Source organism: Microcoleus sp. w2-18bC1, assembly GCF_036700365.1.
GTDB lineage: Bacteria > Cyanobacteriota > Cyanobacteriia > Cyanobacteriales > Microcoleaceae > Microcoleus.
In genome coordinates, this window is the sequence record NZ_JAUBOS010000059.1 from 1 (window position 1) to 20,370 (window position 20,370).

At 45.5% G+C, this 20,370-nt stretch carries 17 protein-coding genes and 1 other RNA gene; 9 read left to right on the plus strand and 9 right to left on the minus strand.

Going from position 1 to position 20,370, the window contains the following annotated elements; genetic code table 11:
- Positions 1 to 195: 195 nt before the first annotated feature.
- From rnpB to QT979_RS22745, 3 genes are all read left to right on the plus strand, one after another.
- An RNA gene (gene rnpB / locus QT979_RS22735) (RNase P RNA component class A) lies at positions 196 to 629 on the plus strand.
- Between the two features lie 279 nt (positions 630 to 908).
- Complete coding sequence (rnc, locus tag QT979_RS22740; RefSeq protein ID WP_333208894.1) at positions 909 to 1,616, plus strand: ribonuclease III; 708 nt, start codon at positions 909 to 911, stop codon at positions 1,614 to 1,616.
- 89 nt (positions 1,617 to 1,705) lie between these two features.
- Positions 1,706 to 2,899: a Gfo/Idh/MocA family oxidoreductase gene (locus QT979_RS22745; protein ID WP_333208892.1), complete on the plus strand. Its 1,194-nt coding sequence runs from the start codon at positions 1,706 to 1,708 to the stop codon at positions 2,897 to 2,899.
- 38 nt (positions 2,900 to 2,937) lie between these two features.
- On the opposite strand, the gene QT979_RS22750 is transcribed toward QT979_RS22745, so the two are convergent.
- Positions 2,938 to 4,983, minus strand: a complete 2,046-nt coding sequence (locus tag QT979_RS22750) for an ATP-binding protein (RefSeq protein WP_333208891.1) — start codon at positions 4,981 to 4,983, stop codon at positions 2,938 to 2,940.
- Positions 4,984 to 5,647: 664 nt separating this feature from the next.
- Between QT979_RS22750 and QT979_RS22755 the strand changes: the two genes are divergently transcribed.
- From QT979_RS22755 to QT979_RS22765, 3 genes are all read left to right on the plus strand, one after another.
- Entirely contained in the window at positions 5,648 to 6,292 is a 645-nt protein-coding gene (locus QT979_RS22755; RefSeq protein WP_333311766.1) for a class I SAM-dependent methyltransferase, read from the plus strand.
- Positions 6,293 to 6,395: 103 nt separating this feature from the next.
- Positions 6,396 to 7,901: a cryptochrome/photolyase family protein gene (locus QT979_RS22760; RefSeq protein ID WP_333311767.1), complete on the plus strand. Its 1,506-nt coding sequence runs from the start codon at positions 6,396 to 6,398 to the stop codon at positions 7,899 to 7,901.
- Between the two features lie 566 nt (positions 7,902 to 8,467).
- On the plus strand, positions 8,468 to 8,725 hold the full coding sequence (locus QT979_RS22765) for a DUF2811 domain-containing protein (protein WP_050813024.1): 258 nt from the start codon (positions 8,468 to 8,470) through the stop codon (positions 8,723 to 8,725).
- Positions 8,726 to 9,153: 428 nt separating this feature from the next.
- On the opposite strand, the gene groL is transcribed toward QT979_RS22765, so the two are convergent.
- On the minus strand, positions 9,154 to 10,845 hold the full coding sequence (gene groL, locus QT979_RS22770; RefSeq protein WP_333208886.1) for a chaperonin GroEL: 1,692 nt from the start codon (positions 10,843 to 10,845) through the stop codon (positions 9,154 to 9,156).
- A 30-nt stretch (positions 10,846 to 10,875) separates the two neighbouring features.
- Complete coding sequence (locus QT979_RS22775; protein ID WP_333208885.1) at positions 10,876 to 11,034, minus strand: hypothetical protein; 159 nt, start codon at positions 11,032 to 11,034, stop codon at positions 10,876 to 10,878.
- A gap of 487 nt (positions 11,035 to 11,521) precedes the next feature.
- Here QT979_RS22775 and QT979_RS22780 point away from each other — a divergent pair, with 487 nt between their 5' ends.
- Positions 11,522 to 13,270, plus strand: a complete 1,749-nt coding sequence (locus tag QT979_RS22780) for an ABC transporter ATP-binding protein (RefSeq protein WP_333208940.1) — start codon at positions 11,522 to 11,524, stop codon at positions 13,268 to 13,270.
- 366 nt (positions 13,271 to 13,636) lie between these two features.
- On the opposite strand, the gene QT979_RS22785 is transcribed toward QT979_RS22780, so the two are convergent.
- Positions 13,637 to 14,755: a fatty acid desaturase gene (locus QT979_RS22785; protein WP_333311768.1), complete on the minus strand. Its 1,119-nt coding sequence runs from the start codon at positions 14,753 to 14,755 to the stop codon at positions 13,637 to 13,639.
- Positions 14,756 to 14,939: 184 nt separating this feature from the next.
- Positions 14,940 to 15,083, minus strand: coding sequence for a hypothetical protein (locus QT979_RS22790; RefSeq protein ID WP_333208881.1), 144 nt, complete (start codon positions 15,081 to 15,083; stop codon positions 14,940 to 14,942).
- 621 nt (positions 15,084 to 15,704) lie between these two features.
- Between QT979_RS22790 and QT979_RS22795 the strand changes: the two genes are divergently transcribed.
- Positions 15,705 to 16,172, plus strand: coding sequence for a hypothetical protein (locus QT979_RS22795; protein ID WP_333311769.1), 468 nt, complete (start codon positions 15,705 to 15,707; stop codon positions 16,170 to 16,172).
- Positions 16,173 to 16,239: 67 nt separating this feature from the next.
- Here QT979_RS22795 and QT979_RS22800 read toward each other — a convergent pair whose 3' ends face one another.
- The 4 genes from QT979_RS22800 to QT979_RS22815 all read right to left on the minus strand — a co-directional run bounded on the left by QT979_RS22800 (position 16,240) and on the right by QT979_RS22815 (position 18,574).
- Positions 16,240 to 16,506: a type II toxin-antitoxin system YafQ family toxin gene (locus QT979_RS22800; RefSeq protein ID WP_333311770.1), complete on the minus strand. Its 267-nt coding sequence runs from the start codon at positions 16,504 to 16,506 to the stop codon at positions 16,240 to 16,242.
- A 2-nt stretch (positions 16,507 to 16,508) separates the two neighbouring features.
- On the minus strand, positions 16,509 to 16,715 hold the full coding sequence (locus tag QT979_RS22805) for a hypothetical protein (protein ID WP_333148050.1): 207 nt from the start codon (positions 16,713 to 16,715) through the stop codon (positions 16,509 to 16,511).
- 113 nt (positions 16,716 to 16,828) lie between these two features.
- Positions 16,829 to 17,938, minus strand: coding sequence for a glycine oxidase ThiO (gene thiO / locus QT979_RS22810; RefSeq protein ID WP_333311771.1), 1,110 nt, complete (start codon positions 17,936 to 17,938; stop codon positions 16,829 to 16,831).
- Between the two features lie 297 nt (positions 17,939 to 18,235).
- The gene (locus QT979_RS22815) at positions 18,236 to 18,574 is read right to left on the minus strand and encodes a 2Fe-2S iron-sulfur cluster-binding protein (protein ID WP_333084631.1); all 339 of its coding nucleotides are present in this window, start codon (positions 18,572 to 18,574) and stop codon (positions 18,236 to 18,238) included.
- A gap of 75 nt (positions 18,575 to 18,649) precedes the next feature.
- Between QT979_RS22815 and cimA the strand changes: the two genes are divergently transcribed.
- Positions 18,650 to 20,308: a citramalate synthase gene (gene cimA, locus QT979_RS22820; protein WP_445304806.1), complete on the plus strand. Its 1,659-nt coding sequence runs from the start codon at positions 18,650 to 18,652 to the stop codon at positions 20,306 to 20,308.
- Positions 20,309 to 20,370: the final 62 nt, after the last annotated feature.

The following is a 20,370-nucleotide window of genomic DNA, read 5'->3' on the forward strand; positions in this document are numbered from 1 at the left end:
ATAAGTTTCCCACGATCCCAGACCCATGCAAATACTACCCTTGACAATTTCCCTTTTTCCTTAACTTGTCACCAATGATAGTGCCAGATGTGAGAATAAACACAAATGTCCAAGTTAAGTGGGCGACAAGTTAAAATATTCCATCTCAAATCCCAAATTGATTGACGAACGATCGCGTACAATAAATCTGGGGAAAAAGTAGGCGCAGGCGGTTGCGGATTAGCGAAAGCTTGTCTGAGGAAAGTCCGGGCTCTCGAAAAACCAAACTTGCTGGGTAACGCCCAGTGCGAGCGATCGTGAGGATAGTGCCACAGAAAGATACCGCCAATTAGTCATTAGTCAGCAGTCATGGGTCGTTAGTAAGTAACTGAGGATTTTTGACTGGGAAGCAACAACTAATTTGGTAAGGGTGCAAAGGTGCGGTAAGAGCGCACCAGCAGCATCGAGAGGTGCTGGCTCGGTAAACCCCAGTTGGGAGCAAGGTCGGAGGGACTATGGTTGGTTTTTTACCAGTTCCGTTTTTTGGTACCGCTTGAGGCGTCTGGTAACAGGCGTCCCAGATAGATAACTGCCCTCGAAAACTGCTTGCAGTTGAGAGAACAGAACCCGGCTTATGTCCGACTTTTTCCCCCCCATTTAATTAAAATTACCGCTGGGAAATCAGGTTGACCAATCCTTTAGACCTGTTTTATGTTGGGAAAGGTGTGCACTGCACACCGGGAGGAAGATTTTGGGTAAGGTGCACCATAAGCACCGGGAGGAATATTGAGTTTGTTAAGGAAAAGTTTTTTATTAATATGAATCTGATACCAGTTAAAAAAAATAATGTCACTTTTGAAAACCTCCCAACCCGGATAGTCATCCGTGATTGCCACTTCTAAAATCTAAAATCTAAAATCTAAAATGGTATGATTTATCCGGGTCGCCAAAAGCAACTTGAAATATTAATTCAAAAATTGGGACTGACGAAGAATGCTTCGATAAAATGGCATCTCCTCGATTTAGCTTTGACCCATGCGAGCGCGTCAGCTAAGGCAAATTACGAGCAACTAGAGTTTGTCGGGGATGCAGTTGTGCGGCTGGCTGCGTCGGAATTGTTGTTTGAGATTTATCCTGACTGTACAGTGGGGGAATTTGCTGCTATTCGATCGATCTTGGTGAGCGATCGCATTCTTGCTAAAATCGCTGAAAGTTACGGCTTCGATCGCTATTTAATTGTTTCCAGCAGCGCCGCCGCAGACAAAACAGGCGCTGAACCCCGGCTGGCAGATGCTTTGGAAGCGGTACTGGCTGCGCTTTATTTGAGTACCCAGAGCTTAGAATTAATTCGCCCTTGGCTAGATTCTCACTTTCAACGCTTAGCGACAGAAATCCGCAGTGATCCTGCCCGCCAAAACTACAAAGCTGCTCTCCAAGAGTTGACTCAAGGCAAATACAAAACTTTGCCCAAATATAGCGTGCAAGAAACCGGGACAGTGCAGGGGGGGGAGGATCGTTTTACCGCAGAAGTTCTCATTCAGGGAAAGTTGGTAGCAGAGGGAAAAGGTCGATCGATCAAAGCGGCGGAACAAGCAGCGGCTCAGTCAGCTTTTAATAAATTAGTTAATAGTCAGTAGTCAGTCAACAGTGATTTGTTTGAGTTAAAACATAGATAATAATAACAAAATATGCTATAATTCCGGTGCGATTTTTGAAATTATAATCAATGAAAATCGGAATAGCTGTATTGGGTGCAGGTCGCTGGGGAGTTAACTTAATTCGCAACTTTCTCGAACATCCCAACAGCGAAGTTTTAGCGGTGGTAGACCCGAATCAAGATTCATTGGCAGCCGTTCAAAAACAGTTTAATCTGGATGTTTCGGTGATTCTAGCTACCGATTGGTTTCAAGTGCAAGCCTTGCCGAGACTGCAGGCTGTGGCGATCGCTACTCCAGCTTCCACACACTATACTCTCGCAGCAGCAGCGCTGAAACAAGGCTATCACGTCTTAGCAGAAAAACCCCTCGCCATCAACCTCACTGAAGCAATAGAACTTTGTCAATTAGCCGAAAAACAGCAGCGGCAACTCTTCGTTGACCACACTTATCTGTTTCATCCAGCAGTCGATCGAGGCCAAAGAATTATTCAACAGCATCAACTCGGAAAATTGCGCTACGGTTACGCCCAGCGCACCCATTTTGAACCGGTGCGCCATGACGTTGATGCCCTTTGGGACTTGGCTATTCATGATATCGCTATTTTCAATACTTGGTTGGAACAAACGCCAATTGAAGTAAGGGCGATCGGCACTGTTTTTCCGAAGGAAGAAGGAAGGAGGAACAAGGAAGAAGGAACAAGGAAGAAGGAACAAGGAATAAATCAAGAAGCAGCAGAAATTGAAAATCAATTTTCTCCTTCACTGCTGGGTACTAATCCTGCAGAAAAACTAGCAGATTTAGTTTGGGTAACGCTCACCTATCCCGACGGATTTCAAGCATTTATTCATCTGTGCTGGCTAAATCCCGACAAACAACGGCGCTTAACAGTTGTTGGCAGTTTGGGAACCTTGATTTTTGACGAAATGTCGCCAGAAACTCCCCTGATTGTGCAGCGTGGCAATCCAGATTGGGGAGGCGAAGAGAATAACTCTTTTGAAAGTGCGTTAGCGAAGCCCGCCCCTATGGGGGCTACGCCAACGAAGAGGATCGCGCCGCAGCCAACAAGCCTCAGACACCGCGAAGTGTTGAGTTTAGAACAAGTAGAACCGCTGAGGCGAGTGTGCGATCGCTTCCTCAATTGCGTGCAAACAAATACCCCCTGTCTTACCTCTTCGGGCGCCGCCTCCGTCGAATTAATCCGCATTCTCAGCACTTTGAGCAAATCCCTCGAACTCGGCGGACAGCCCCTAATACCCTTTTAGATTTTAGATTTTAGATTTTAGATTGGGAACATCACTCCTCAACTTTTGAAATTTCCCTTTTCCGTTACTAAGTCGGGGCTGTGAAAATAAAAACTTGACTGCTGGTTTACCGGCAAAGAAATCATCACCGTAGTACCTTGATTCACGCCCGCGCTGTGCAGGGTAATGCTTCCGATCATAGATTCCATTATCCTTCGCGAGATAGCCAAGCCCAAACCGTTACCGCCAAACTTGCGAGTTGTAGAACCATCAGCCATCACAAAAGGTTGAAACAATTTCTGCTGGTGCTCGGGATCTATACCAATTCCCGTATCTTTAATTGTCACCACCACCCAATCGCTTTGACCGCTGGTGCCAGTCGTACTTTCCCCACTGCCGTTAAAACTACCAGAATTAGTCCTCGACTCTAACCGCACAGATATATTAATGCTGCCCGACTCTGTAAACTTAACCGCATTGCTCAAAACATTTAAAAAAACCTGTTTTAGCTTCTCCGGATCGGCATGAACAATAATCGGATCGTGAGGAGCTGGCAAACTTAACTTCAAGCCTTTTTCCTCGATTGGAGTCGCTTGCAAATCAATCGCGTCTTCAAGTACCTGAGTAATATCAACTACTTCTAACATCATGGAGAACGTGCCGGATTCTATTTTAGCAATGTCCAAAATATCATTAATAATATTGAGCAATTGCATTGACGAGTCGTGGGCCCGCTGTAAAAATTCCATTTCTTCATCTCGGTCATCGCAGTAGCCGTCCCGCACAATTTGAATAAAACCAATAATCCCGTTGAGCGGGGTTCTCAATTCGTGAGAAATATTGCCCAAAAATTCATTCTTTAATTGATTGGCAACTTGCGCTTCCTTGGTTGCGACTTCCAATTCTTTGGCCCTGGATCTGAGACCCTGCACCATGCTGTTTAGTGCTTCTGATAGTTGATTGAATTCCCTAATTTGGAAATTTTGTGGCACTGTCTGCGACGCTTCTGTATCTACTTTCATCGCGTAGTCTCTCAGTTTTTCCACAGGACGCGCCAAGTCGCGAGACAGATATAAAGTCGCGATGATACTAGCAGCAACCAAACCTACAATTAAATTAAATAAAACTTGCTGAATTTCTTCCAAACCCGACAGAGCGTAATCTAAACGAGAGACAGCTAAAATAATCCACTTGCTGTTCTCCTGTGTAGTTGAAGGACTCGGGATAGCGGCGTATCCTGCTAGCAACTCTACACCATTTCTTTCAAAGGAAAATAGGTGGAGAAAAGCTGTGCCGCCGGCGATCGCCCTTCTGACAATACTTTTTAGTCGAGCGGCATCTGCCTCTTGGTCAATATTGCGGCCCACGCGGTTGATATTCGGGTGCGCCAAGATCGTCCCATCTTGGTCGATCGCCACCGTATAGCCGGCTAAAGAACCCTTGGGAGCGCTGGTTTGCACAGGCAATGCCGACTGCAAACTCAAAGCATAACTCAACTGCAGGGTATTGCCCCGACGAATGTAAACAGGAGCGCTCAACACCAAACTCGCTTGGCTATCGGAGCCTTCTTTACCCGCATCGGGAAAATCCTCAGCCCCCAAAGCCATCTTCTGATCGTTTGCTGTCCCCTGTCGCTGCGGAGGTAAGGACAGACTGATGTAAACGCTCTTGTCGTCCAGCAGCGTTTGCTGCTGCTGTACGGGTGGCCAAAATTTTGCGGGCAAGGACTGAATCGGCTGTTGCCCGCAAGTGCTTGCTATCACTTGATTTGTCTTTAAATTAGTCAATTGCAAGCAATCAACCTGCGCTGGCAACCGCTGCCCTAATTGGGCGATAAACTTTTGATAATCCTTCGGATCTACCGACTGCAACATCGAGCTTTCCGAAGCGCCGATCAGATTCGACTTCAGCGATTTCGCCCACTGTTCAATAGTGTCTGCTTTTCTGACTGCACTTTCTGTCAAGTTTTGACGAGCAGTTTCCAGAAGCGTCGAGCGTGCCTTGCGATAGGTAACATACTCCCCCACCAGTAGAACAGGTACGCTGAGCAACAAAATCCGCGACAGTAAAATACGGCGAAAGGAGGATTGACCTAACTTAACCATAGGAAATATCTAAATTAAGGTGCAACACCCAACAGCGACCATTACAGTGAAATAAACCAGACCGAAAGCATGAATCTGTCTAGGGGGCTCTGCTGACTGGACAACACAGCTTCAGAACAACATTTAAACACAATTATAGAAGCCACTGTAGTAATCTCGATTCTAAGTGTGTGGACTAAAAGATGCTCAGCAATTTGTTGGGCAAATGCCTGTGATTTCGGTCACACTTCCCTTCACAATTCTCGGAGCGAGTGACACCCGATCGCCCAGGTGCCTATTTTTCAGGCTGCAAAAAGCGTCGGGTGGACATACCGCAGTGGCTTGAAGCTAGAATCGCATAGATGCACTCGCCCCCAATTAACAGGCAAAAAGTTCGGTTTCCGGCTAGTGTACAGAGATCATTCTTGTTCGATCGGACTTTTTCTTTCCCAAGGCCTTCGAGAAATGGGCCAGAGATGAGCGATGCGAGATTTTGCACCTTGTCAAATATTTCTTTTGCCATCTGATTGATTCAGTGACAATAATTCACCTGTCAAACAAAAAGAATGAGACGATCGAGCTGCCGATCGACTCTGACAACCCTAATGTGGGGAACCTTTGCCCAAACAGTGCACCCACGCTTGGTAAATTCGCGGTCTCGACAATAATCTCCATAGCTTAATCGATGAAAAAAAACTTTAGCGATTATACGTATTATTACACAAACAACCGTCCGAGATATCATCACGCATATTTGATATCTCCCCTTTTAGAAATGCTGGCGATACTTCAGCAGACCAGCAAGACACAACTCCGAGTTTTGGATCTCGGCTGTGGCAATGGCAGCCTCAGTCACGTTATCGCAGAGCACGGCTGCGAAGTTGTCGGCGTTGACACTTCAGCGGCCGGAATTGCCATCTCCCGTCAAAGTTTCCCCGAATGTCAGTTTATCGAAGCAGATATTTACGACCTTCCAGATACCGATATTTTGAACTCATTTGATGTTGTCTTAGCTATTGAAGTAATCGAACACTTGCTTTATCCTAAAGAACTCGCAAAAACTGCGAAAAAATGCCTCAAGCCGGGAGGAAGATTAATTATTTCCACACCATATCACGGCTATTTAAAAAATCTGGCTTTAGCGGTCTCTGGCAAACTAGATCAACATTTTACCGTTCTTTGGGATAACGGTCACATTAAATTTTTTTCAGTAGAGACGCTGACCAAGTTATTAACATCTGAAGGATACACAGACATAAAATTTAAATTTGCTGGTCGGTGTCCTTATCTTTGGAAATCAATGTTATGCTCTAGTAAGTTTTCAGGATAACCTAAAAATTTATGAGTTGTGAGTGGTCAATAAATTAAGTTTCTTGACTAGACTACCAGGCCTCATAAAAAGTAAAAAATAAGTTTCACGCACAAAAAGTAAAATGACTGTTGGCGTTTGGATATTAGGCGATCAATTGTGGGAGAACCAAGTTGCTCTCAACCGCACAGATGATAAATCCTCCCTACCGATAATTTTAATTGAATCTTGGCAGCACGTTCAACAGCGGCGCTACCACCAACAAAAATTAGTATTAATTTGGTCGGCAATGCGCCACTTCGCGAAAGAATTGCGCGACGGTGGATGGCAAGTTACTTACACAAAATCGGAGGACTTTGAAGCACCTCTCAAAGCTTGGATACAAGCTCACAATATCACCGAAGTGCAGGTGATGGCTCCGAACGATCGACCTTTTTTACAGATCGTTCAAAACTTGCAACTCCCCTGTCAAACAACCCTAATTCCCAACAATCAATTCCTCTGGACAGAAACAGAATTCAAAGATTGGGCTTCAAGCCGCAAACGTTTGTTAATGGAAGACTTCTATCGAGCCAGCCGCCAGCGTTTTCAAGTTTTAATGGATAGCAGCAATAAACCTGTGGGAGGGAAGTGGAATTTTGACAAAGAAAATCGTCAGCCACCCAAAGGAAAACTGGATACCCCGAAACCTCTATGGTTTGAACCGGACGCCATAACTCAAGAAGTTATCGCACAAGTTAAATCTTTATCTTTCCCAACTTACGGCAAGATTGAACCTTTTCGCTGGGCGGTTACACGAGAGCAAGCATTGCAAGTATTAGATAATTTCATCGAACAGTGTCTCCCCGCTTTTGGCCCTTATCAAGACGCGATGGTAACGGGAGAGGAAACAATGTGGCATTCCCTAATTTCTCCGTATCTCAATATTGGATTACTTCATCCTTTAGAAGTTATTCAAGCGGCCGAAACAGCCTACCTCGAAAAAAACTTAAATTTAAACGGCGTCGAAGGTTTTATCCGCCAAATTATGGGCTGGCGAGAATACATTCGCGGTGTGTATTTTTACGTGGATGCTGATTATTTTGGAAATAATTGGTTCAACCACACTCAGCCGCTGCCGGAGTTTTTTTGGGACGCTAGTAAAACAGATATGAACTGTTTGCGCCAAGTTTTAACTCAAGTCGAAGGCACCGGTTACGCGCACCATATCCAGCGGTTGATGATTTTGAGCAATTTTGGTCTAATTGCGGGAATCTCGCCCCAGGAGCTAGAAAAATGGTTCCACAGTGCGTTTGTGGATGCCTATGACTGGGTAATGCAGACTAATGTGCTGGGTATGGGTTTGTTTGCTGACGGCGGTGTGTTGGCCTCGAAGCCCTATGCTGCTTCTGCCAATTACATTAATAAAATGAGCAATTATTGTCGGGGGTGCAAATTCGATCGCACAGTGCGATCGGGCGAAAATGCTTGTCCCTTCAACTTCTTCTACTGGGATTTCCTAGCGCGCCACCGGGACAAACTTCAGTCGATCGGTCGCATGAGCTTTATCTTAGCCAATCTCGACAAAATGCCGCCGGCAGAATTGGCCACCATCCGGCAAAAAGCGGCAGAGTGGCACTTAGTCAGTTGACTGTTGTCAGTTGTCAGTTGTCAGTTGTCAGTTGTCAGTTGTCAGTTGTTAATCCTTTGCAGTGGCTAATAACAAATAACCAATAACATTAATCAACAGTCAACAGTCAACAGTCAACAACGCCCCATGCCCCATGCCCCATTCCCCATGCCCTTTGCAATTCTTATTTTTTCCCTGACTTTTCCCTAAACATTCCACAGCGTTTCCACAGGCAAGTCTGAGGTTTTCCACAGATACGACAAAGTTTTCCACAGAAATTAACGGCACGGTAGCATCTTGCTGCGGAATTGGGGATTTCCTTAACTTGCTGGCTAATTCCTTATAAACCCCCCCAATACATAAAGATATGTAACAAAAAATGCCCTAAAAAGCTCATTCTTTCGTAAACCTTTTTTTTATATAAAGGAGTTTGTAATATTTCGCAACATTGACAAACCCACCCCCTCATAGCGCACAATGATGCGACCGACCTAAAAAAAAGCGCTCTGATTTCGGCTGTGCCTGCACCTGTATCCGGCCGAAGGGGGGGTTCTGTTTTCAATTTATTAGCGAAACTAAAAAAAATGATGAACCCAACAGTCAGTATTTTTGCTGAAATTCCCGAAACGCTGCACGATTCTCTCAAAACTTACCTAGAAACCCATCCCGAATGGGATCTAGACCGAGTATTTTGCGCGGCCCTGTCGCTGTTTTTGTTGCAGAATGCCGATAGCGGTACGCCTGAAGCTTCGCGCAGTTATCGCCAAGCTGCGAGAGTTTATCTCGAAACTCTGTTTCAATCTCCTCAAGACTTGCACAGCAACAATGTAACTCCGTCATCTTAAAGGATCAGGGCAGAGGGGGAGACGCGGTTTCTGCGAAGGATTTTAGTTGACCGAGGGCGCGCGCTGCATAGCTGTCAACTTCAGCTTAAAATCCCTGAGATCTATCGCTTATAGCTTAACGCCGAGCCCCATTGCATCTCCCTTAAGAAGCAGGGCGGTTTCATTCTCATGAAAATCGCGATTTTGTAGGGTAGTGTCCCCGTGCCTACCCCCTCCACGGACGAGGGAATCGGTGTTTCAAATATCGGGGCAAGCACGGGGGGATTGCCCCTACAAGAGAATGAAAAATCCCCCCGGACAATCAGGGGATGCCGGGGGGATAAACTGCCTTAATCGTCAAACAGTAGACTGGTAGTAAATAAGACGCGCTTGTTTACACCCAGGGTGCTTATGGCGCACTCTACAGACTACAAACTAATGGCTGAAGATTACATCATGCCCATGCCGCCCATGCCGCCCATGCCGCCCATGCCGCCCATGCCACCCATGCCGCCCATGCCGCCCATGCCGCCCATGTCGCCCATGTCGCCGCCGGCTTTTTTCTTCTCGGGTTTTTCGACAATCACAGCTTCAGTTGTCAAAACCATACCAGCGATGGAACCGGCATTTTGCAAAGCCGATCGCACCACCTTAGCCGGGTCAATAATCCCGGCGGCAATCATATCTTCGTACACGTCGGTGAGAGCGTTGTATCCAATGTTGAACTCGCTCGCCCGCACTCGCTCGATGACGATCGAACCTTCAACACCCGCATTATCAGCGATTTGACGCAAAGGTGCTTCCAAAGCTTTCTTCACCAAGTCAGCGCCTACTTGTTCTTCGGCGTCTAAAGTATTTCTGATCGCATCTATTTTTGTAATCAGGTGAATTAGCGTCGTGCCACCGCCGGCAACGATACCTTCTTCCACAGCAGCTTTAGTAGCGTTCAAAGCGTCTTCAATACGCAGTTTACGGTCTTTGAGTTCGGTTTCGGTAGCTGCGCCGACTTTAATTACAGCGATGCCGCCGGCGAGTTTGGCGATGCGTTCGGTTAGCTTTTCTTTGTCGTAGTCGGAATCCGTCGCTTCTAGCTGCTTGCGGATTTGCTCGATCCGTTTTAGCACGTCAGCTTTGTGTTCTTCGCCAGCAACAACGATCGTGTTTTCTTTGTCGATCGTAATTTTGCGGGCGGTACCGAGCATTTCTAGGGTTGCGGTATCGATGCTGAGTCCGACTTCTTCAGAAATCAGTTGACCGCCAGTAAGAACGGCGATATCTTGAAGCATAGCTTTGCGCCGTTCGCCAAAACCAGGAGATTTCGTTGCTGCGATGTTCAATACACCGCGCGCTTTGTTGACTACCAGAGTTGCCAAAGCTTCGCCTTCAATATCTTCGGCGATAATTAGCAGCGGTTGACCGGTGCGGGCGATTTTTTCGAGAACTGGAATGAGTTCTTGAATCGAGCTAATTTTTTTGTCGGTAATCAGGATGCGAGCGTTTTCGTACTCAACTTCCATGCGATCGGTGTTAGTGACGAAATACGGAGAAAGATATCCGCGATCGTACTGCATCCCTTCGACAACTTCCAATTCTGTTGTCAGAGATTTCGACTCTTCAACAGTAATTACACCGTCTTTGGTGACTTTTTCCATTGCTTGGGCAATCATGGCGCCGACTTCTTCGTCGTTACCGGCGGAGACAGTGGCGACTTGAGCAATTGCAGCCCCTTCGACGGGTTTCGCCAATTTCTCGATTTCCAGCACCAAGTGGGCGATCGTTTTTTCAATACCCCGGCGCAGCGCGACTGGGTTTGCGCCTGCTGCGACATTCTTCAAACCTTCGCGAATGAGGGATTGAGCTAGAACCGTTGCGGTTGTTGTGCCGTCGCCTGCGATATCTTTAGTTTTGGAGGCGACTTCTTGAATTAAGCGAGCGCCGGCATTTTCCAGGGGGTCTTCGAGTTCGATCTCCCTAGCAACGGTGATACCGTCGTTAACAATTTGGGGAGCGCCGTATTTCTTTTCCAATAGGACGTTCCGGCCTTTCGGGCCCAAGGTGATGCGGACCGCATCGGCGAGTTGATTGACGCCGCGTTCTAGTGCCCGCCGAGATTTGTCGCTAAATGCAACTATTTTGGTCATGTTTGTCTCCAATCGCTTACATTAGCAAATTTAGCACTCTCTGAGGCTGAGTGCTAAGTCGATCGATTTTTGATTGTAGCGCGACTCAACGCTGGGCGGGATTGCGGGGACGGATGGGAGATTTGGGCGATCGTTCCGGGTGGCTAAGGACAGGGCATTGCCGTGTCCCCACATATCTCGTGTCGCCACAGATATAATGTGGTTTGTTACATATCGATATACTCAGGTTTTGGTTGAGGTCAAAACCTAATTTTGATGGCGCGTTATCCCAAAGCAGAATTTTTAATAAAAATTTCTTAACTTGTGTTTTCCGTCATCTACCTTTCGATAGAGCTTCTATTCTTTTTTCAGATTTCTACCTTCTATGGATCGTCAATTAAATAATTTCCCTTTTTTCTTGTGGGATGGGCGTCCCGCCCGTCCCCAATAGACGGGCGGGACGCCCATCCCACAACAGTCATGAAAAGTGGATTTTATTTAATTCTCATCCCTATAGCAACCGCCAAGACTATTAGGACGTTCTTAATTGCTGAAAACCTTGAGGAAGATTCCTTCTTCCTTCAGCATCCATCCGTTACATCCGTTACAAAATCCGCTGCCGAACCTTCTTCCTTCTTCCTTCTTCCTTCTTCCTTCTTCCTTCTTCCTTCTTCCTTCTTCCTTCTTCCTTCTTCCTATGGCTCGTTATTCTCGACTGCAAAAACTCGGCTCTTATATGCGCCCGCACTGGAAGCCAACATTCTGGGGCATTTTTTCGCTATTAATTGTCAATGCTGTGGGCGTTTACATTCCCCTGCTGATTCGGAATTCAGTTGACACTCTCCAAGTTGCGACTAAATTTGACGAAGTTTTCAACTTCGTGGCACTAATTCTGATCCTCGCCTCCATTATGTGGGTAATTCGGATGGTGTCGCGGATTCTGCTGTTTGGCGTGGGGCGTCAAGTAGAATTTGACCTCAAACAGCAAATATTTAATCATTTATTAACATTAGAACCGTCTTATTTTGCAGCCAATACGGTAGGAGATTTAATTAACCGGGCTACTTCCGATTTGGACAATATTCGGCGCTTGGTGGGGTTTGCAGTGCTGAGTTTGGCGAATACGGCATTTGCCTATGCTTTGACTTTGCCGGTGATGTTGGGGATTAATGTAAGGCTGACGTTGTTTGCGATCGCAGTTTATCCTTTAATGCTGGTTTTGGTACAGTTATTTAGCGACAAACTTCGCATCCAACAGTTAGCCGTGCAAGAGGAATTGTCGGCGATGAGCGATTTAATTCAGGAAGATATGAGCGGGATGTCCGTAATTAAAATCTACGCTCAAGAAGAAAACGAACGCCGAGCTTTTCGCAATTCCAATGCGAAGTTGCTATCAGCAAACTTGGAATTAGCAAAAACTAGAAACTTTATTTTTCCGCTGCTGGGCGGTTTGGCAAGCATTAGTTTGTTGGTGCTGCTTTCTGCTGGTGGGGGGGCAATTGCTAATGGCCAAATTAGCATTGGCGATTTTGTGGCGTTGCTGATTTATGTGGAGCGTTTGGTGTTTCCGACGGCGCTGTTGGGTTTCACAATTACTGCTTACCAGCGGGGAGAAGTGAGTGTCGATCGCATCGAATCAATTCTGACTGTGGAACCGCAAATTAAGGATACTGCCGATGCAGTTGAACTTGCAACTCCAGTCAAAGGCGAAATTGCGGCTCGCCATCTAAATTATACGTATCCCGGCGCTAAGACACCCGCGCTTAAAGATGTTGATTTTACCATAAAACCGGGAGAAACTGTCGCAATCGTTGGGGCGATCGGCTCAGGAAAATCAACTTTAGCTAATGCACTGCCCAGACTGCTGGACATCGATCGGGGTCAGTTATTTGTAGACGGACAGGATATTACCGAGGTAAAATTGACCGAATTGCGCGGGGCGATCGCCTACGTTCCGCAAGAAAGTTTCCTGTTCGGCACTACCATCAAGAATAACATCCGCTACGGAAACCCTTTAGCGGAACAGCCGGAGATTGAAGCCGCAGCAAAACAAGCGCAAATTCACGCCGAAATCCTCAACTTTCCCCAGCAGTACAAAACAGTTGTCGGCGAGCGCGGCATTACTTTATCCGGCGGACAACGGCAGCGGACAGCACTTGCTCGCGCTTTGTTAGTTGACGCCCCCGTGCTCATTTTGGATGACGCTCTTTCCAGCGTTGACAATCAAACTGCTACCGACATTTTGCGAAACTTGGCAACGGGAACCGATCGCAAAACAGTAATTTTTATCTCGCATCAAATGTCAGCGGCGGCCAGTGCCGATCGCATTTTTGTGATGGAGAGAGGAGAAATAGTTCAGAGCGGCACTCACCTTGAATTGGTAGGGCAAACAGGGCTTTATCAGTATTTGTGGAACCAGCAAAAATTAGAGGAATTGCTGCATTGACAAGTGACGATACTTTGAGTGATCAATACTTCGACCCTAGATAAGTAGGTTGGTGCAAATAAACTGGTCACGAGGAGGGCGGGTTTTGTCAGAATAAACTGGCTGCTAGCATAGCTCCCGGCTAAACCCGCCAGACCCATCTAATGTTTATTTGTAACCACCTACTTAACTATAGCAATCCTAAATCATTTGTGAATTTCTTACTCCCTCCCCTTAGTAAGGGGAGGGTTGGGGTGGGGTCAAAAATTTACGACTCCTGCGAGGATTGCTGTAGGAAAGTTACTGTTAAAATTTCTCCCACTCGCTGCATCCCTAATCATAGGATTGTGGGGAGCAAGAAGCCACCAAATTTATTGCCCCCCGATTTTAATTAGCTACATTACTGAAGGGGATTTCTTGTTGTTGTTGTTGAAACAATTTAATCGATTGCAGACTATCTGAAGCAGCGTCCCAAAGAATGAATTGGAAGCAGTCAGGAATATCGCGAATTGTCAGTGATTTTGAATTAACCAGCAGGTGAATATTAGCATTGTGACAAGCCCGAAGATTATAGTTAGGTATTCGCTCAGAGAGATGATGAATATTGTGGTAAGCAATATCAGCCGAAAACCAATTAAGAATAGTTGGTAGTTTCAGATAACTGCTGCCTTCTATTGCGCCCAGCAGATAGTCCCAGCCCTCTGTTTTGTGGGCGTAGGAACCGTCAAAATTATGCTGAACAAAGAAAATACAGATAAATATCGCTGCAGAACAAGTCATGACAATTGAGTAAACACTCCAGAAAAAGCCAAACCCCAGTAAGTTGCTCAGATAAATCCAGCTACCAACAACACAAATATTGTTGAACAGTAAATCCCAAAATTCAGCCGTCGTATACCAATGTTTGGATTTATAAGAAGCAAGGATTGCAGATAAACCCATGCCAAAATCTTGCTTGAGACAAGCAAAAATATGTCGGATAAAACCCGTAATTCCCAAGATGAGCGCGAGTCTTGGCTTAATAATTAGATAGAAAAAACCACCGGGAAACAGCATCAATGGGTGTCTGAGTAACTGATAAATCTTTTGACTAAATGGGCTTAGCGCCGCAAATTTTTCGGTGGATATCAACGCCGAAGGGCCTCGGTACATATCCCAATTACCATTATGTTTGTGGTGATAAGCGTGTCCCCTCGACCAGGGGTACTGAGGAATCGCATTGATGATACCTAGCATAAAACCCATAATGCGATTGACTTTTTTGGAGCTAAAAAGAGAATAGTGTCCGCAATCGTGCATCAAAGAGAAACAACGTCCTGAAAAAAGTGTCATCAACACCATTATCGGCGGCAGCAGGAATACAGAAATGGCAGCCGCTTTAAAGGCTAAAAACCATAAAAATGTATAAGGAATCACTGTATTGAATATTTGGCAACTAGCTTTCAAGTTGTTGCTCTTCATATAAGGAGCTAGCACAAAATCCGACTTTTTGATCGCGTTTTTCATTCAGTATGTCTATGGTGTGTGGATCAGTGCTTAGCTTACCATCAGGAGATGCTGGCTATTTTTGGAATTGTTTTCTTGCAGGTAATTGGGTGAATCGCGGTTGAAAATTGACCCAGAGTTTACAAAACTGCTGATAATATTTAGTTCATTAGCTCGTCCTTTTGGTGGTTTCGCTAAGCTAAAATTAATCCCAGCATTGACGTAGTTCCTCATAACAAACGGCCAGAGTAATTTCTAATTGTTGCAGAAAATCGATTTCTATTTGACCGTCATTTGTTAGCAGAATAATTTCTTGGGTGGGATGGTATGTCGCAATGATTTGAAGCAAAATTGAGATAGCGGATGGCTCTCTTGACAGTCGTTACAGATAATCTGTTAGCGATAATTCAGTTAGGAATTGCAAGTGATGCGGAACCGTAGAGACTGTATAATCTCATTACATTTGCGGGACAGGGGCGGATTTACGCCGAACTTTCCCCGTTTCTTCCAAAGGTTTTTTTGTTGGAACCGATTTTTGCACATTTATGAGGTTATCACAACTCTGCTTTGTTTACAGAAAAAACTGTGAAGCCTGTCAACAGCCGAACAAATCGCTGCACCGGAAGGCATGAATATCATTGGTTGGTTGCACGCCATTCAGTAATTTATGCCACTATTTTTGCTTGCATCGTCTGTGCCACACTTTACTCTACCGGGTTCTAGCCCAACTCGATCGCACGCTCAAAAGTTGGGATACTGGCGAAAACTTTGTATTGGCGGGCTATAAGGGCGATCGACAAACCGCCCGCCCCGGAAACCAAAGCTGACACAACATCCACAACCGCAGAGGATTTTGGCTAAAGTCCTTGAGAACAGAATTTAAGGAGCGATCGCAATTGCCTGCGTTTTTTGTGCTCGGAGATAGCTCGGATTTGCTACAATCTAATCGCACACGCGACTAGAAGGGATTATGACCGAACTATTAGATGAGGCACTTTCTATTGAAATGGCCGCTCGCATCAAAAGCAACCGTAAAAACTGCTTTGACAACGCTTGTAAAGCAGCGTTAGCCACCGAGGGCGCGATTTATGTTCAAGGCTTTTTAGCCGTGCCGGGAGTGCCATATAAACCCATCGAATATAGCTGGATTGAACTCGACGAGCGAATTATTGACCCCACATTTCCCCATCTCGGTTTCATCGCTCAAGACATTCATTACTTCCCAGTCCAGCGCTTCAGCGTCAAGAAACTCAAAGCAATCCTAGAAGAATCAAAAGAAGATTATCCTGAAGACGACCCGCTGCCGATTTATGGCAATCAACCTTATGAATATTACGGCGATTTGATGTTAGGCGGTAGCGATTATCAAAATGCTTACGATTTGGCTGCCGCTAAATGCAGGGAATTAAACCAACCCAAAAAACAGGATGCGAACTAATTCAACACTTACAAAAAAATGGTTAGGCGCGCTACTTACAGCGGTACTTTAGCCACTGTTGTGTCGATTAATATACTTCATCATGACTTTCCAAATCTACAAACACGGCTTTTCCGTCTTCTGTAAAGTAGAAAAGTACCCTTTCGTCGTAATCTACGCTAAAGCTCCAAAAATCCTTGAGCCTACCGGACAATTTATGAGTTTTTAAGCTTGGTTCAAACGGCTCTCTGATGAACTGTTCCAGCTTTTGCCAAAACCTAGCCTCCAAATCGGCATCGCCTTTGATCCGCTTTTTGAAAGCACGCTTGAATGAAGAACTGAAACTGACTTCCACGATTATTCCTCTATCATTACTCTAAGTTCATTGATGTTAGCGGAAAATTTCAGTTCACCTTTTTGTTGTTCAATCTGCGCTGACTTAAAGTTTTGATATATCTCTTCGCGACGTTCTTCCCGGAGATATTGCTTCAACAACAGTTGAAGCTCTTGCTTTTCGTCAGTAGAAAGATTCTTGATCGTCTCGACCACATCACTGAAAGTCATAACTTACAAAACCCTATTGTGCTGATTAGATTATAGCAAAAAATATCCTTTTGGTTGACTTTCGTTTCTCGTTATGCGCCTCTGCCTAGTCTTAAAAAAAGCAACAAATCTCACTATTTACCATTCTCAACCTTCCAAGATTCAGGAAACCTCGAATAATGAAAAGCAGCCAATAACGGATCTAACTTTTGCTCCCACATCAAATCCGCCAATAATTTAGCCGTCACCGGAGCCAACAAAATGCCGTTGCGGTAATGCCCCGTAGCCCATGTCAAATTCTCCCAAGCACTACCACCCAAAATCGGCAACTCATCAGGAGTAGCCGGCCGAAATCCCCACCAAAACTCCAAAATCGGATAATTTTGTAATTCGGGATATAACTTAATCGCTCCTGCTAGCAAAGTTTGGATTCCCGCAGGGGTATTTCCCGGCGTGAAATCCACATTTTCGCTAGTTGCACCAATAATAATTCGGCCATCTTGACGCGGCACAATATAAATGCCCGTCCCGAATAGAACGGTTTGCAGGGGCTGGATAACTCCCCAATCTTCTGGTACACATACTGACAGCATTTGTCCCTTTCTTGGAAAAACCGGAACATTCAATAACTGCTCAGACCAAGCACCCGCAGCCAAAACATAACGGTCTGCTTGTAATTTTCCTGCTGTTGTTTCAATGCCAACAACTCGGTTTCCCTGCCGAATAATTTCCCCGGCATTGCCTTGAATAATCTCAATCTGCAATTCTTTAGTTGCGGCCTGAAGCGTCCGAAATAAAGCGCGGTTGTCAACTTGAGCGTCGTCAGGATACCACCAACCGCCAATTACTTCTTGACCTAATCCAAACTGGTGCTGGCGAACAGTATCTCTGTCCAACCATTGATAATTAAGGTTTGACAAAAGTGGCTTTTCTTGAGGCTCATTTTGACAAACTGGTGCGAGAATTCCCGATCGCCAATATCCCGTTTTCAATCCGGTAATATCTTCTAGCTGTTCCACCCAGGCGGGATACAGTGCGCGGCTTTGCAAGCACAAATCCAGCATCGGACTGGGGGGAATTCGTTCGGCTTGCGGGGCAAGCATTCCAGCAGCAGCCCGCGCCGTCGGTTGTTTAGAATCGGCGGTGAGAACCGCGACAGATGCCCCTCGCAATTTCAGTTCTACTGCTAGCGAAAGACCAATTATTCCGCCGCCAATAATCAGAATATCTTTAGATGAATTCATTAACTTTTATATGGACTTTCTGGCTTTTTTGACCGAAAGCATCTAGGATACAAGCCCCCGGATTCATCCGTGGAGAAATAAATAAAAAACGTGTATCCGAGAAACTTGCCCCCCGAATTTATCCGTGGGGTCAATGCTTCAATCTAAAATCTAAAATCTAAAATCTAAAATCGATAGACCTCTCGGATTTCTTTATGGTAAGGTGCCCCGTGTGCACCTTACAGTTAGAATTCTTGCACAAGTCTTACAGATTATCTGGCAAGGCGATCGTCCTATCTGCCTTCCTTAACAAAAAATCTATGCTTGGGGTTTCCAGACAGTTTCAGAACCTTGACCCCAGAAACCGTCATATTTTGTCACCTTAATATCGCCTAAAACCTTGGTTTGGCAGGACAAACGGCGGTTGGAGGTGGAAGAATGGGGAGGAACCGAAAGTCGGGCTTTTTCGCGCCACTGGGGCTCGGAAACTTCGCCCTCGACGGTGACGGCGCAGGTGCCGCAAGTGCCGAGGCCGTGGCAGTTGATGACTTTGGCATTGCCGTTGTAGAGATCAATGCCGTTTTTGAGCAAAACTTCACGGAGATTGGCTCCGCGATCGCACTCAAATGTTTTTCCTTGCGCTTGTACCTTGACCACAGTAATTTACCCCAGTTAGATTTATGTTAATTTTCCTATATATTATCGCATTAAATTCAAATAAATTCATCTAATATGGTAAGTGATATATTACCAATTTCTCGATCGCAATTTCCCATGACAAATCGGCTCTGGATCTACGATACCACGCTGCGAGACGGTGCTCAGTGCGAGGGACTCTCCTTATCTCTCGAAGACAAACTGCGAATTGCTCGACAGTTAGACAGTTTAGGAATTCCCTTTATTGAAGGCGGCTGGCCGGGGGCGAATCCTAAAGACGTACAATTTTTTTGGCGTCTCAAAGAACAGCCCCTAACTCAAGCAGAAGTTGTAGCTTTTTGTTCGACTAGGCGGCCGGGAACTACGGCAGCTAATGATGAAATGTTGCAGGCTATTTTGTCCGCCGGTACTCGCTGGGTGACGCTGTTTGGCAAGTCGTGGGATTTGCACGTTATTGAAAGTTTGAAGACCACGCTAGAAGAAAATCTGGCGATGATTCGAGATACAATTGAATATTTGCGGAGTCAGGGCAGGCGCGTTATTTACGATGCCGAACACTGGTTTGACGGCTACAAACACAATCGAGATTATGCTATTAAAACTTTAGAAGTAGCCGCGGATGCCGGTGCAGAATGGCTGGTGCTTTGCGATACTAACGGCGGTACTTTGCCTCACGAAGTCAGTCAGGTTGTTCGCGATGTTTTAGAATCTTTAGGAACTAATCGACAAAAATTTTTACAATTAGGAATTCACACTCACAACGACTCCGGAGTTGCGGTTGCTAATGCTTTGGCTGCTGTGCGGGAAGGAGTGAGGATGGTACAGGGAACTATTAACGGTTACGGCGAACGCTGCGGCAATGCCGATTTATGTTCCTTGATTCCTAATTTTCAGCTAAAGCTGGGTCATAATTGCATTGAAGACGAGCAATTAGTTAAATTAACTCAAGTAAGTCGATCAATTAGTGAAATTGTCAATCTAGCTCCCGATGATCATGCTCCTTTTGTCGGTCTTTCGGCTTTTGCTCACAAAGGCGGAATTCACGTATCGGCTGTTGAAAAAAATCCGTTAACTTACGAACATTTGGAACCGGAAAAAATTGGCAACAGGCGGCGAATTGTGATTTCCGATCAAGCGGGTTTGAGCAATGTTTTGGCGAAGGCGCGCACTTTTGGCATGGATCTCGATCGCAAAAATCCTGCTTGCCGCCAAATTCTGGAAAAATTGAAAGATTTAGAAAGCCAGGGATATCAATTTGAGGGGGCTGAGGCTTCTTTTGAATTGTTAATGCGGGAGGCTTTGGGAAAGCGCAAGCGTTTATTTGAAATCAAAGGTTTTCAAGTTCACTGCGATAAAGGTAGGGAGGAAACAGTTAATTCTTTAGCAACGGTGAAAGTGACTGTTAACGGTCAAGATATTCTGGAATGCGCGGAAGGAAACGGGCCTGTTTCGGCACTTGATGCGGCTTTGCGGAAGGCTTTGCGGAATTTTTACCCGGCAATTACTGATTTTAACTTAACCGATTATAAGGTGCGAATTCTGGACGGATGTGCGGGAACTTCTGCTAAAACTCGCGTGTTGGTTGAGTTTAGCAACGGTCAAGACCGCTGGACGACTGTTGGGGTTTCTGGTAATATTTTGGATGCTTCTTATCAGGCGGTTGTTGAGGGTTTGGAGTATGGTTTGGTGTTGGGAGATAGGGAGGCGATCGTTTTAACTGTGTCGAGTTATTAGGTTGACGGCGAAGAGAAGTTGCCTGAATATCGATGTTTAAATAGATATCAGGCGATTTCAAG